At 71.9% G+C, this 13765-nt stretch carries 11 protein-coding genes and 2 pseudogenes; 5 read left to right on the forward strand and 8 right to left on the reverse strand.

Going from position 1 to position 13765, the window contains the following annotated elements:
* Positions 1 to 90 precede the first annotated feature (90 nt).
* The 4 genes and pseudogenes from ACFW2E_RS06630 to ACFW2E_RS06645 all read left to right on the forward strand — a co-directional run.
* Positions 91 to 2028: an acyl-CoA synthetase gene (locus ACFW2E_RS06630; protein WP_384462385.1), complete on the forward strand. Its 1938-nt coding sequence runs from the start codon at positions 91 to 93 to the stop codon at positions 2026 to 2028.
* Positions 2025 to 2375 (forward strand): DoxX family protein, encoded by a 351-nt coding sequence (locus ACFW2E_RS06635; protein WP_384462388.1) that lies wholly within the window; start codon positions 2025 to 2027, stop codon positions 2373 to 2375. Before ACFW2E_RS06630 ends, ACFW2E_RS06635 begins: the two co-directional genes overlap by 4 nt.
* Before the next feature lie 450 nt (positions 2376 to 2825).
* Positions 2826 to 4592 (forward strand): FAD-dependent monooxygenase, encoded by a 1767-nt coding sequence (locus tag ACFW2E_RS06640; protein WP_384462391.1) that lies wholly within the window; start codon positions 2826 to 2828, stop codon positions 4590 to 4592.
* Between the two features lie 267 nt (positions 4593 to 4859).
* A pseudogene (locus ACFW2E_RS06645) lies at positions 4860 to 5054 on the forward strand (2,3-dihydroxybiphenyl 1,2-dioxygenase); the annotation flags it as partial.
* A gap of 39 nt (positions 5055 to 5093) precedes the next feature.
* On the opposite strand, the gene ACFW2E_RS06650 reads toward ACFW2E_RS06645, so the two are convergent.
* The 6 genes from ACFW2E_RS06650 to ACFW2E_RS06675 form a co-directional block, all read right to left on the reverse strand.
* Positions 5094 to 5786: a hypothetical protein gene (locus ACFW2E_RS06650; protein WP_384462415.1), complete on the reverse strand. Its 693-nt coding sequence runs from the start codon at positions 5784 to 5786 to the stop codon at positions 5094 to 5096.
* Between the two features lie 141 nt (positions 5787 to 5927).
* Positions 5928 to 6281 (reverse strand): DoxX family protein, encoded by a 354-nt coding sequence (locus ACFW2E_RS06655; RefSeq protein ID WP_384462394.1) that lies wholly within the window; start codon positions 6279 to 6281, stop codon positions 5928 to 5930.
* Positions 6278 to 8311 carry an acetoacetate--CoA ligase gene (locus ACFW2E_RS06660; RefSeq protein WP_384462397.1) on the reverse strand — a complete coding sequence of 678 codons (2034 nt, stop codon included), beginning with the start codon at positions 8309 to 8311 and terminating at the stop codon, positions 6278 to 6280. Before ACFW2E_RS06660 ends, ACFW2E_RS06655 begins: the two co-directional genes overlap by 4 nt.
* Before the next feature lie 16 nt (positions 8312 to 8327).
* Entirely contained in the window at positions 8328 to 9929 is a 1602-nt protein-coding gene (locus ACFW2E_RS06665; protein ID WP_384462400.1) for a bifunctional 3-(3-hydroxy-phenyl)propionate/3-hydroxycinnamic acid hydroxylase, read from the reverse strand.
* Positions 9926 to 10864, reverse strand: coding sequence for a fumarylacetoacetate hydrolase family protein (locus ACFW2E_RS06670; RefSeq protein WP_384462403.1), 939 nt, complete (start codon positions 10862 to 10864; stop codon positions 9926 to 9928). The genes ACFW2E_RS06665 and ACFW2E_RS06670 overlap by 4 nt, the downstream gene beginning before the upstream one ends.
* Positions 10861 to 12006 carry a VOC family protein gene (locus ACFW2E_RS06675; protein WP_384462406.1) on the reverse strand — a complete coding sequence of 382 codons (1146 nt, stop codon included), beginning with the start codon at positions 12004 to 12006 and terminating at the stop codon, positions 10861 to 10863. Before ACFW2E_RS06675 ends, ACFW2E_RS06670 begins: the two co-directional genes overlap by 4 nt.
* A gap of 138 nt (positions 12007 to 12144) precedes the next feature.
* On the opposite strand from ACFW2E_RS06675, the gene ACFW2E_RS06680 reads away from it, so the two are divergent.
* Entirely contained in the window at positions 12145 to 12783 is a 639-nt protein-coding gene (locus ACFW2E_RS06680) for a TetR/AcrR family transcriptional regulator (RefSeq protein ID WP_365245067.1), read from the forward strand.
* On the opposite strand, the gene ACFW2E_RS06685 is transcribed toward ACFW2E_RS06680, so the two are convergent.
* Positions 12749 to 13399, reverse strand: a complete 651-nt coding sequence (locus tag ACFW2E_RS06685) for a TetR/AcrR family transcriptional regulator (RefSeq protein ID WP_384462409.1) — start codon at positions 13397 to 13399, stop codon at positions 12749 to 12751. The two genes, ACFW2E_RS06680 and ACFW2E_RS06685, sit on opposite strands and share 35 nt — an antisense overlap.
* A gap of 108 nt (positions 13400 to 13507) precedes the next feature.
* Positions 13508 to 13765, reverse strand: a pseudogene (locus tag ACFW2E_RS06690) (zinc-binding dehydrogenase); the annotation flags it as partial.

Consider the following 13765-nt stretch of genomic DNA (forward strand, 5'->3'; position numbering starts at 1 on the left):
CCCGGGACCCCCGCCCGGGACCGGCCGGCCCGGCATCCCCGTACCGGGCCGGCCACCTGACCCCATCCCTCACCCTGCAAAGGCGCACCGGTGACACGCACACCCACCGACCTGCTGTGGCCCGCCCCCGACAGCAGCGCGGACCTGTCCGCGATCGAGGCCGTACCGCTGCACGAGCGCGGCCTGCCCGCCACCACCTACGATGCCCTGCTGCGCGCCGCCCGCCTGTGGCCCGACCGGCCGGCCCTGAGGGTGCTACCCGATGCCGCCCGCTTCCTGCGCCCCGCCACAGCCACCTTCGCGCAACTGCGTGGCCAGGTGCATCGCGCAGCCAATCTGCTGGGGTCTCTAGGCGTGACCCGCCGGGACGCCGTGGGCCTGCTCGCGCCGAACACCGCGGAGCTTCCCGGCGCGCTGCTGGCCGCGCAGGCAGCGGGCATCGCCGCCCCGGTCAACCCGGGCCTGGCGTCCGAGCACGTCGAGCAGTTGCTGCGGCGCAGCGGCGCGCGGGTGCTCATCGCCGCCGGTCCGCAGCTGGATGCACAGGTATGGGCCACAGCCCGGCAGGTCGCCGCGGCCTTGCGGCTGGACGCGCTGCTGGCACTGACCCCCACCCTGGCTGACGGCACCGCCCCCGCTCTGGACCCCATCAAGGGCGTACGCGTCGGCTACCTCGCGGAGCTTGCCGCGTCCCATCCCGCCGACCGGCTGGTGGACATCGAGTCGCCGGCCGCCGACGACCTGGCCGCCTACTTCCACACCGGCGGCACCACCGGCATCCCCAAGCTTGCCGCCCATACGCACGCCAACGAGGTCGTCGACGCCTGGATGGTGGCCGCGAGCATTCCTCTCGACGAGGAATCGGTGATGTTCGCGGCGCTGCCGTTGTTCCACGTCAACGCCCTGATCGTCACCCTGCTCGGCCCGCTGCTGCGCGGCCGGGAAGTGGTGTGGGCCGGGCCGCTGGGCTACCGCGATCCCGAGCTGTATCCAGTGTTCTGGAAGCTGGTGGAGCACTACCGCATCGCCGCCATGTCGGCGGTGCCCACCGTGTACTCCGTCCTCGCCCGTGTCCCCGTCGACGCGGACGTCTCAAGAATGCGGTTCGCCGCCGTCGGCGCCTCCCCGCTGCCGCCCGCCGTACGGGAGTCCTTCGAGAAGCACACCGGGATCCCCCTGTGCGAGGGCTACGGGCTGACCGAGGCGACCTGTGCCTCCGCCCTCGGCCTGCCCGGCCACACTCGCCCCGGCAGTGTCGGCCGGCGCCTGCCCTACCAGCAGGTCAAGACCGTGCGGATCGACCCGGACACCGGTGAGTGGCACGACCTGCCGCCGGGCGCCACCGGGGTGCTCGCCGTCAGCGGTCCGGTCGTCTTCGCCGGGTACGTCGCCGAGCACACCGCCCACGGGCCTCGCCTGGAGACCGCCGGGAAGATCCGCGACGGCTGGCTGGACACGGGCGACCTGGCCCGCATCGACGCCGACGGCTTCATCCATCTCGCCGGCCGAGCCAAGGACCTGATCATCCGCGGGGGCCACAACATCGATCCCGCCGCGATCGAGGACGCCCTCCTCGCCCACCCCGAGGTCACCGCCGCCGCGGCGGTGGGCCGCCCCGACCCGCACGCCGGTGAGGTGCCCGTCGCCTACGTCACCCTCGCCCCCGGCGCCCGGACCGAGCCCGCCGAACTGCTCACCTGGGCCACCGAACGGGTCCCCGAACGCGCCGCCACCCCGCGCGAGGTGCTCGTGATCGACGCCATCCCGCTCACCGCCGTCGGCAAGCCCTACAAGCTCGGCCTGCGCCTGGACGCCACCCGCCGCGCCGTCCACGCCGAACTGGTCGCCCAGGGCGCGGACTGCGACCCGGAACGCATTCTGTGCCGGCCGCACGACGGAGGCGTGCGCGTCACGGTGCCCGCCCCTGCCGACGAGGCGGTACGGAGCAGGGTCACGGCAGCCCTCGATCGGTACGTCCTGCACTGGCAGTACGCCCCCAGCAAGCCACTTGAGAGAGAAACCACATGAGCACCACCGCCATCGTTCTCGCCGTGCTCCTCGCCGGGATATTCCTTCTGCTCGGCTCGGCCAAGCTCGCGGCGCTGCCCGCGATGCGCCAGGCCGCGGCCCACGTCGGCATGACCACCACCCACTACCGCCTGCTGGGTGCCCTGGAGGTGGCGGCAGCGGCCGGACTGCTGCTCGGCCTGCGGATCACCGCGCTCGGTGCCGCCGCATCGGTCGGCCTGATCCTGCTTATGGCCGGCGCCGTCGTCGTCCACCTGCGCAGCGGCGATCCGGCGGCCCGCTGCCTGCCGGCCGCCATCGCGGGTGCCTTGGCCGCAGCCCATCTCGTCGCGCTGGTCGGCGGCTAGCATCGCCGCCGCCTGGGCTCCGAGGAGCATCACGATGAGCCGCATCGACGTCCGCCAGCATCTGCCGCCCTGCGCCTCCACGCGGTGGCTGGCCTAGCACAGCGTTCGTACCCAGTCCGCCTCCGCAGCCGCCTTTCGCACGGCGCGGACGGCACCCACCGCATCTCACCGCCTCGGCCGCCGAGGCCGGGTGCGGCCTCTGAATCGACACCACTGTTTCCGGCATCCCCTCCGTGCCGTCCGGGCTGCCGACGCCCGCCCGCAGCGAGCGGGCGCCTCTCGGAACGACCACCCTTTCGCATCCGTGCGCCGCCGCTCGCTCAAACCGCGAACGGCACCGGCACCCCGCCTCGCTCGATCGACCGGGAAACGCACTCGGCGCTCTTCCTCTGCCTCTCCTGAGCCGTCCCCACCCCATGGCCTCGAGCCGCGACACCCCATGGAGTACCCATGAACGACATCGACGTCCCCGTCCTCATCGTCGGCGGAGGCGGTGCGGGGCTCACCGCCTCCATGCTGCTCAGCCGCATGGGCATCGAGTCCCTGCTGGTCACCGCCTGGCCCAGCACCTCCGTCCTGCCCAAGGCCCACGTCCTCAACCAGCGCGCCATGGAGATCATGCGCGACGCCGGCGTGGCCGACACCATCTACGCCGCCTCCGCCCCGGCCGAGCAGATGTCCCACACCGCCTGGTACGTAGGCCTGGCAGGCGACCACGAGGACTACGGCCGCAGGGTCGCCAGGATGGAGGCCTGGGGAGCCGGCGGGCACTCTCCGGAGTGGCTCGCGGCCAGCCCCGAGCGGCAGGCCAACCTGCCCCAGATCCGCCTGGAGCCCGTCCTGCGCACCCGCGCCGAGGAACTCGCCACGGGCAGGGTCCGCTTCCACCACGAACTGACCGAACTCGCCCAGGACGACGAGGGCGTCACCGCCGCCGTCACCGACCGCGAGACCGGCGAGACCTGCCGGGTGCGGGCCCGCTACCTGCTGGGCTGCGACGGCGGCCGCACCGTCGGCCCCGCCGTGGGCATCGTCCAGGAGGGCGTGCGCAACCTCGCGCGCGTCGTCTCCTTCCACATCTCCGCCGACCTGTCCCAGGTGGCGACCGACCCCGACGTGCTGATCCGCTGGCTGTGGCTGCCCGACCTCGGCATCCCGGGCGTGCTCGTGCCCATGGGCCCCGACCACTGGGGCCCGGAGTCCGAGGAGTGGGTCTTCCACCTCAACTACGGGCCCGATGACGGCCGCGCGCTGGACGACGAGTCCGTCCTGGCCGACCTGCGCACTGGGCTGGGCCTGAGCGAGGAGGACCTGACGGTCCACATGATCTCCCGCTGGACACTGGAAGGCGTGGTCGCCGACCGCTACCGCGCCGGCCGCGTCCTGATCGCCGGGGACGCCGCCCACCGGCATCCGCCCACCGGCGGCCTCGGCCTGACCTCCGCCATGCACGACGTCCAGAACCTCACCTGGAAGCTCGCCGCCGTGCTGAACGGCCATGCCGACGACGCCCTGCTGGACAGCTACGAGGCCGAGCGGCGCCCCGTGGACGCCACCAACGTCCAGCGCTCGCTCGAGAACGCCATGAACCACATCGCCATCAACGCCCTCTTCGGCGGCGGCCCCGGGGCCGACGAGGAGGAGAACTGGCGGCAGGCCCGCCGCCTGTGGAGCGAGGACCCCACCGACGGCGACTTCCGCCGCACCTTCCTGGCCGCCGTGGCCGCCCAGTCCATGGAGTTCAACGAACTGGGCGTCGAGTTCGGCTACACGTACGAGTCCGCGGCCGTCGTCCCCGACGGCACTCCCGCAGCGGAGAACCCCGACCCGGTCCGCATCTACCAGCCCTCCGCCCGCCCCGGACACCCGCTGCCCCACGCCTGGCTGGAGGACCTTGACGGGCATCGCGTGGCCCTGGCCCGCCTGGTGCGCCCCGGCCGGTTCCTGCTGATCGCCGGGGAGGACGGCCAGGCTTGGCGCGAGGCCGCCGAAAAGATCGCTGCCGAGAGGAGGCTGCCGCTGGACGCCATCCGGATCGGCCACGTCGACGGCGACTATCGCGACCTGCGCTCCACCTGGACCGCCGCCCGCGGCCACACACCGCAAGGCGCCGTCCTCGTGCGCCCGGACCGCTTCATCGGCTGGCGCGTCCATGGCGCGGCCACCGACCCGGTCGCCGAACTCACCGCCGCACTGGACTCCCTCCTCGCACGGTAGGAACCGCTCACCGCCGTGCCACCCGGCCTGCCGACCACCGCCGCAGTCGGCGGGCCGGGCCCCCACCCTCATCTCCGCCTCGCCTCTGGGACACAGCGGCACCCGCCCCACCCTCGCCACAGGTCGTGGAGCCACAGGAAGGAACCCCGTGGACGACCCGACACCCACCCCGGCCGCCCCACTGCCGACGCCCATCAGGGTCTGCACAGCGAGCAGGGCGCCCTGCGCGGGGAGCACCCCGGCCGCGCCGCCCAGCCCGTCGTCTAGGTGGTCGACCTGGCCTGGTTGGAGTTCACCAAGCCCGACCTGGACCGCGCCGAGACCTTCGCCCACGACTTCGGCTCCACCACCGCCGCCCGCACCGGGGACACCCTCTTTCTGCGCGGCGCCCTGGCCGGAGCGCACTGCCTGGTGATCCGCCGTGGTCCCGCCTCCCGGTTCATCGGCCCCGCCTTCCAGTCTGATCGCAGCAGGAGCGGTGCTCGGCCGGCGGGTGCTGCGTCAGCGGCTCGTACCGGCGTCGCCGTCGTCATGGGAAGAACGCCGCGGTCTCCTGCCGCCCGGCGCGGAGTCGTCCCCTTGCTCTTGCAACAACTCAAGGAGTGCGGCATCCGCTCTTCTCTGATCCTCCTTCGTCAGCTCGACCGGTGCGTTGTTGTAGACGGTGTAGCGATCCGGATCGATGATGTTGGCGGCCCGCAGGGTGAACGACAGCAGGCGGCGCCACCCCTTGCGGTGGCCGACTCTTGCTTGCAGCTGGACCTTGTAGTCACGGGCTTCCGGCACGAACCCGGAAAAGGGTGCCTCGAACTCGAGGAAGAGTTGTTGCGCTTCTCTGCCGGGCACGACGAAGCCGGCCGGCAGTTTCGCATCCTCGTCCGGCCCCGGCTGAAGGCGGGACGGTGTAGACACCCACAGCAGCGGCAGGTGAGAAGCGGGCTCGTCGGGGAAGGTCAGGATGAGGTCCTGTACGACGATCGGCTTGGGGCCGGTGTTGTGAAGGACGAGCGGGAGCCGCAGGCGGGCCGTGGACGAGTGAATGATCGCTGCGAAGGCGTGAGGCTCCCAGGTCTTCAGCCGCCCTTGTCTGGCGTTGAGCCACCAGAACGACGCCACGGTGAAGAGCAACGCGCAGACCGACACCACGCCGGCGCCCGTGAGTGATGAGGACGCGGCCTGATCGGTCGCGGTCATCAGTGGAACCACGGATTCAGTGTGTCAGCCCCGGCGTGGGCTCGCTAACGGCACTCAGGGTCCTCTGCCGCCTGCGCGCGGCGGCCCACGAGCACGGCGGTCCCGCCTGTCAGAGGTGGCAGCTACGGCGCGCAGCCGATGTCACGACCCGCCACCGGAAAGGACCACCAGATACCAGGCGACCAGCGCGGCGCACATGACCGCGGGGACGAGTTTGGGCGGCCCGTCTCCTTTGCGCACGTGCGTGGTCACGGCACCGGCGAGGAGCGCAAGGAGGCCGAGGCCGGCCACCTCTCCGAACAAGGGCAGGGCCGGGCCGATCGCCACGCCGATGGCGCCCGCCAGCTCCAGCGCCCCGATCAGCCGGTAGGCCGAGGTGGTGAAGCCGGCGTGGGCGGCCAGCTCGGGCATCGGGCCGAGGGCCAGGATCTTGGCCACGCCCAGCAGGGCGAAGATCAGCACGATCGGACAGCCCAGGGCGGCGTAGAGGCTCATGAGGCGTCCTTGACGGTGTGCCGGTGACGGGCCTGGCGGCGTTCGGCCCCCAGGTCGGCGAAGTAGGCGACGAGGTCCGGGTTGTCGACCGCCGAGGGATTGAGGACCTGCTCGGCGCGGGCGCCCTGAAGCAGGCGCTTGACCGGGACCTCGAGTTTCTTGCCGGTCCTGGTGTGCGGGATGGCCGGCACGGCGAGGATCTCGTCGGGTACGTGGCGGGGCGAGGCGCCGGTGCGGACGGCGTCGCGGATCTTCTCCCGCAGGGCGTCGTCCAGCGTGACTCCGGGCGCGGGGACGACGAACAGGGGCATCCAGTAGCCGCCGTCGGGTTCCTCCGCACCGATGACGAGGGCCTCGGTGATCTCGGGGAGGCGTTCGACGATGTCGTGGATGTCGGCACTGCCCAGGCGCACGCCGTTGCGGTTGAGCGTGGCGTCGGAACGGCCGTGGACGATCACCGAGCCGTGGGAGGTGAGGGTGACCCAGTCGCCGTGCCGCCACACGCCCGGGTAGGCGGTGAAGTAGGCGTCGCGGTAGCGGCTGCCGTCCGGGTCGTTCCAGAAGTACAGCGGCATCGACGGCATCGGGCGGGTGACGACCAGTTCGCCGACCTGGTCGACGACCGGCCGTCCCGCGCCGTCGTACGCCGCGAGCGCCACGCCGAGGTTGGGAGCCGACAGCTCACCCGCCCACACCGGGGTGGTGGGGGCGCTGCCGGCGAAGCCGGAGACGACGTCCGTGCCGCCGCTGGTGGAGGCGAGCTGGATGCCCGCGCCCACGTGGTCGCGGACCCAGGGGTAGGCGGAGGCGGGCAGGGTGGAGCCGGTGCAGCCGATGACGCGGATCGCCGACAGGTCGTGCACGGAGGGTTCGATGCCCAGCTTGGCCATGGCCAGCAGGTACTGGGGGCTGGTGCCGAACACGGTGACCTTGTGGCGGGCCGCCAGCTCCCACAGGACGTCCGGGCGTGCGACCGGCGCGGGGCTGCCGTCATAGGTGCAGGTGGTGGCGCCGGTCAGCAGGGCGGAGACGACCAGGTTCCACATCATCCAGTGGGTGGTGGTGTACCACAGCAGGCGGTCCCCGACGCCCAGGTCGCAGTGCAGGCCGAGGGTCTTGAGGTGCTCCAGCAGGACGCCGCCGTGGCCGTGGACGATGCCCTTGGGCAGGCCGGTGGTGCCGGAGGAGAAGACGATCCACAGCGGGTGGTCGAACGGAACCGGGGTGATGGCGAGGTACTCGGTGCGGCCTGCCGCGTCCTCCCAGGGAACCGTCAGCCTCGCGGCCCGGGTCGCGGGCCACGCAAGGCCCAGGTGGTCCACGAGAATCGTGGCCTTGAGCGTGGGCAGGGCGGCGGCCAGGTCGAGGGAGGCTGCGCGGCGGTCGTGCGCGGTGCCGTTGAAGAGGTAGCCGTCCGCCGTGATGAGCACCGTGGGTTCGAGCTGGGCGAAGCGGTCGGCTGCGGCCTTGGGCGCGTAGTCCTGGCCGCACACCGACCACACCGCGCCCAGGCTGGCCGCGGCGAGGAAGGCGATGACGGCGTGGGGCGTGTTGGGCAGGTAGCCGACCACCCTGTCGCCCTGTCCGACGCCCAGGTCGCGCAGGGTGGCGGCGACGGAGGCGACGCGGGCGCGCAGCTGTCGTCCCGTGATCTCGTAGGCGGCTCCGGTCTCGTCCAGTGCGGTGATCGCGGGTGCGTCCGGGTGCAGGTTGCGCAGTGCGTGGTGGGCGTAGTTGAGGGTGGCGCCGGGGAACCAGCAGGCACCGGGCATGGTCTCCTCGGCCAGCACCCGCTCGTACGGTGTGGTGGCGTCGATGTCGAAGTACTCCCACACCGCGGCCCAGAAGCCTTCCAGGTCGGTGACGGACCAGTGGTGCAGGGCCTGGTAGTCGGTGGGGTCCTGGATGCCGTCGGTGCCCTGGTGCCGGGCGGCCCAGCGGGCGAAGTCCGCGATGCGGCTGCCGGCGGCCGCTTGGGGGTCGGGCGGCAGGAAGGGCTCCGGACAGGGCGTGGAGTGCGGGGTGGTCATGGTGTGGTGTTCCTCGTCAGGGTGCGGGCCGGGCTTCGGCGGGGCGGCGGGCCGTGTGCAGCAGCGGAGCCCAGGCGGCGGCGTCGGTGAAGTCGCCGGTGCCGGTGGGGACGGTGTCCATCACGACGCGGTCGGGGCGCAGCAGGGCGGCGTCCGCCCGGCCGCGTGCCAGCCAGGCGGCCAGGGTGCCGTCGTCGTCCAGGTCGTCGACATGGATCACGGATGCGCCCAGGGCCGTGGCCACGTCCGTCATCCGTGCCGTGGGCGGCACAGCGGTCAGGAGGGCGAAGGAGTCCCCGAGGATGTCGTCCAGGCGCTCTCGCGTGCCGTCGTACAGCACCCAGGGTTGCGGGCAGAAGGTGCCGGCCAGAGAACGGCCGGTCAGCCGGGGGCGGCGTCGTACCAGCGGATTGGCCGTCAGTGCGGGGCTGAGGTCGCGGCTCACCGCCGCGGTCACGCCGGGGATGCGGCATGCCGCGCCCACCACGGCCCGGCGGAGGGCCGCACCGCGGTCCTGCCCCCCGGTCATGGCCCAGCCGACGGCTACCGCTACACGGATCACGTGGCGGGCGTGTGGCTTGCGCTCCTGCTGGTAGGTGTCCAGCAGACGGTCGTCCGCGCCCTGCTGAAGGACGCGGGCGAGCTTCCAGGTGAGGTTGCGGGCGTCGCGCAGGCCTGCGCACAGGCCCTGCCCGATGAAGGGCGGGGTGAGGTGGGCCGCGTCGCCCAGCAGGAAGACGCGTCCTCGGTGCCACCGGTCGGCGAGGCGGGCCCGGAAGGTGTACCGCGCCTGCCGGATCACCTCGAAGTCGCCGCTCCCGCGGGCGGCGGACGGCAGGTCGACCCAGGGGGCGACCAGCTCGTGCAGCTGTTCCAGCCCCTCCGGGCCGTCCGTGGACTCGCCCTCGGCCAGCCGGAACTCCCAGCGGTAGCGGTCCTCGCCGACTCGCATGAAGGTGGCCGGCCGGGTGGGGCAGCAGATCTGCTCGGCGCCTTCCCAGGTGCGCACCGGGAGGCTGGTGCGTACGTCGATGACCCGCCAGCTCTCCTCGAAGTGCAGGTCCTCCCACACGGCGCCGATGGCGTCGCGGATGAGGCTGCCGGCGCCGTCGCAGCCGAGGACGGCGTCGGCCCACACCTGCTCGTCCTCGTCGCTGCCGTCGCGGCGGAAGGTGACCCGGACCGGAGCCGTTCCGTCGGTGTCCTGGTCGACGGACACGACCTCCACCCCGCCCCGCAGCTCGCACTCGGGGCGACGGGCCAGGGCGTCGCGCAGCAGCCGTTCCAGCTCCGGCTGGTCGAACATGCTGGTCTGCGGGAAGCCGTGGTGGCCGTGCAGGGACCGCGGGAACTCGGCGATCACGCGGCGCCGGGCGTCCAGCAGCCGCAACCCGGGCGCCGGCCGGGCGAGGGTGGCGAACTCCTCGTGGACGCCGACGCTCTGCAGGATCCGGCGAACCTCGTCGTCCACGACGACGGCGCGCGGCAAGGGGTAGACGTCCCGGTGGCGTTCGAGGAGCAGGCTGGGCACTCCCTGCCGGGCGAGCAGGAGCGCGGCCGTGACTCCGACGGGTCCCGCACCGATGATGACCACCGGCCTCCGGGATGCGGCGCTCACGTCGCGTCCGTCACGGCGGTCCGCTGCTCACCCAGGTCGATCCGCCCGTCAGGGGTGGCGATGGTGGCGGTGACCAGGTCACCGTTCTGCAGGTACAGGGGGTTCTTGGCCTGACCGTTGAAGAACGCCTTCCACTTCAGCGCCGGCGGCAGCAGGGCTGCGATCTTCTCGACCGGCTTGGGCGGGGCCTTCAGGGCGGTGCCGCCGGGTGTGCCGGTCAGCAGCAGGTCGCCCGGGTCGAGGGTCTGGAAGCGGGCGAGCAGGGTGAGCGCCTGCGCCGGTCGTACGATCATGTCGGCAAGGGTGCGGTCCTGGCGCGGTACGCCGTTGACCGACAGCCGCAGCCGCAGGTCGATCAGACGTGCGAAGTCCTCGGGCTCCAGCAGGGCCAGGTACGGCCCCGTCGGTGTGAAGGTCGGGTAGGACTTGCTCTCGTAGAACTGTGTCTTGGTCAGCTGGACGTCGCGGGCACTGACGTCGTTGGTGAGGACGAGGCCGGCGACGTAGCGGGGGAGGTCCTGCTCTTCGACGACGGTGCCCACGGGCAGCGGCGCGCCCATGACGAGGCCGAGTTCCACCTCGTAGTCGAGGAACCTCACGTGCGCGGGGCGGACGATCGGCTCGTGCGGACCGCTGACCGAGCCGGACGCCTTGCGGAAGAAGGTGGGCGGGATGTCGCCGGTGAAGCCCGAATCCTTCGCGTGGCTGCGGTAGTTGACCATCTGGGCCACCACCCGGCAGGGGGTGGTGACCGGGGGCAGTGCCACCAGACCGGCGACGGGCGTGCCGCTGTCGTCGGAGGCGGCGGCCTCGCGGACCGCGTCCCGGTCGGCGATCAGCTCGGCGGTGGTGACCGCCTTGGTCTCGATACGGACGGCGCGCTCGCCCCGGACGGCCCACCAGCCGTCGGGGGTGCGCAGAACGTTGGTGCTCATGAGCTCATCGCTTTCATCAGGCCCAGCAGGCGTGCGGGGTCGAGTTCGTTGTCGCCGCGCAGGGCCGTCATGACCTCGCGGAGCTTGGCGGGGGAGGGGTTGGCGCCCAGGAAGTCGCGGGTGACCGGCGGCCCCCACTGCGCGAGGCCGCTCGCCGACATCGGCGCCCAGCCGGGTTCGAGGTCGCAGGAGAACAGGTCGCCGTCGGCGAAGTGCTCCAGCATGAAGCGGTCGGGGTCGCGCCAGTAGTCGAAGAGCTGGCTGCCCTGGATGTGCCGGCCGATGCCCCAGCTGCGCCGGTAGCCGCGCTCGGCCAGGTACTCACCGCCGGCGGCGATCGCGTCCAGGTCGGTGACCTGGTAGGCGGAGTGGACGTAGCCGGTGCCGGGCCCCAGGTGCAGGGCGAGGGTGTGGTGGTCCACGGGCGTGCTGCCCTGGTCGCAGCGGATGAACGCCATGGTCGGCCCGCGCTGGCGCTGCCCGTCCAGGAACAGGAAGTCGCTGACGATCATTCCGAGCGTGTCCAGATACCAGTTCAGGGCCCGCGTGAACACCCGTGTCTCCAGCACCACGTGCCCGAGCCGCTGAATACGCGACGGCTCGCGGGGCGGGCGCTGGGTGGCGTTCGTACGGCGGCCTTCGATGCCGGTGTTGATGATCAGGGGCTGCTGCCCGGGCAGAGCGGGCAGTTGCTCGGCGCACTGCACGACCCGGACCGGGAAGCCGGAGGGATCGAGCAGCGTGACCGACTGTCCGCCGCCGGGTACGTCGATGTCCCGGACCTCACTACCGGTCGCGCGGGCGAGTCGGTCCAGATCGCCCCGTTCGGCCGCGCGGAACGCCGGCCCGATGAAGCGGGATGCCGACCCGCGGCGGATGACCATGCAGGGGGAGCCCGCGAAGGTGCCGCGCAGCCACAGTTCCCGCTCGGTGCGGGCGGCGACGGCGAATCCGAAGTCACGGGCGAACACCTCGGCCCGGTCCAGGTCCGGCTTCTCGAACTCCAGCCAGGCCAGATCCGCCACCTTGATCACGGGATTCCGGGATCGTCCGGGGTGTTCACCGCGCAGGGCGCCCTGCTCACTGTGGAGGTCTTGGTGGGGCGTCAGAGGACCGCCCTTGTCAACGGGGATGTGGGACATGGTGTCCTCCAAGCAACATTGCCGTAATGAGGAAATCATCAACTCTGCCGTTTCTCGTCGTCAATAGGTGCAGCCCAAATAACTGAGGATCCCATCAGTAATGGCAGCGTCATCGTTGCGCCGGTTACACTGGGCCCTATGCCGACGTCAGCCCCGCCCAAGAACCGCTTCGAGCGACGCCGTGCCGAGACCCGCCAGGCGCTCGTCCGCGCGGCCCGGCAGATCCTCGCGGAGACCGGGGACACGAGCGCGAGCATCCAGGCCATCGCCGAGCGCGCCGATGTCGGCTTCGGGTCCTTCTACAACCACTTCGAGTCGAAGACGGAGCTGTTCGACGCGGCGGTGACGGACGCCCTGGAGGAGTTCGGGCAGGTCATCGACGCATGCGTGCAAGGCATCGACGACCCGGCCGAGCTGGTCGCGGTCGGCTTCCGGCTCACCGCCCGGATGGCCGACTCCCACCCGGAACTCCTGCGAATCCTGCGCGACCGCGGCCTGGCCCACATCCACTCCGACCGCGGCCTCTCCCCACGCGCCCTGCGCGACCTGGAGATCGGCATCGCCTCAGGCCGTTTCACCTGTGGCAACGCGACCACCGCCCTGTCCGCCCTGGGCGGCACCCTGCTCTCGCTGGTGGCTCTCCGGCTGGACCGCCCGGACCTCGACGGCGACGAAGCCGCCTCCGACCTGGCCGAGATGGTCCTGCGCATGCTCGGCCTCGCTGCGGACGACGCACACGAGGTCACCCGTCGCCCGCTGCCCGGTCTCGCCCGATGACCTCCTGCACCTGAAGCGCGGCCCTCTGTGGTGCTACGCCGGCGGCGACGAGGAACGCGGTTGCCGCGGCCGCACCAGTGGGGTCTGCCCAGGGGCATGCGGCGTTCTCCTCGGCGAGGGCCAGCATCAGTGCCTCCAGTGCTTGGGCGAGCACGGGTGCTGGAAGGTGGTCCGCGAAGACGCTTTCGCGCTGACCGCGCCGTAGGGTTGCGACGGCCTCAGCGCGGGCCGGTGCCAGGGTGGTGCGGATCTCGTCCTCTCCCAGATGGCGCCGTCCCAAGGCGATGAGCACGCGGTAGTGGTCGCCCACCGTCCATGCCGCCAGCACCATCCGTGTCATCGCCTCGACCGGGTCGGCATCCGCGGTACGGGCTCCGGCGAACGCCTGCCGTAGTTCATTGCCTGCTTCCTGTGTCAGGTCGGCGATCAGCGCGTGTCGGCTGGGGAAGTGTCCGTAGAGGGTGCGCCGGGCGACGCCGGCCGCCTGCGAGATGCTGTCGAGACTCGCGTCCGGGTCCTCCCGCAGTTTCTGCCGGGCGGTCGCGAGGATGCGTCGGCGGTTGGAGTGGGCATCCCTGCGCTGCGAAGTACGGCCCGGGGTGTCGGTCGTCTGCATGGTTCTTTCTCTCCACGGTTGCCGGAAAGCCGTGGGCGCCGGTGCTCCCTCACGCACCGGCGCCCACTCACCCCTGCCCAGGGTGGCTTGTCGTCCTGCTGACGGGCGTCAGGGGACGAGGATGAGGCGGATCGGGTCGCCGATCTTGTTCTCCAGCCGGTGGACGGCGTCGGCGGCCTCGACGAGCGGGATGTGGTCGGTGATGGAGGGGGCCAGGTCGAGGCGTCCGGCCGCGGTCAGCTGCACCAGCTCGGAGACTGACTCGGGGAAGCCGCCGTAGTGGCCGCGCACCTGCTTCTGCAGGTAGTTGAAGGTCAGGCCCTCGGTGATGGTGAGCGGCCTGGGCGTTATGCCCACCAGTATCAG

The sequence above is a fragment of the Streptomyces sp. NPDC058964 genome (assembly GCF_042741275.1).
Classification (GTDB): domain Bacteria; phylum Actinomycetota; class Actinomycetes; order Streptomycetales; family Streptomycetaceae; genus Streptomyces.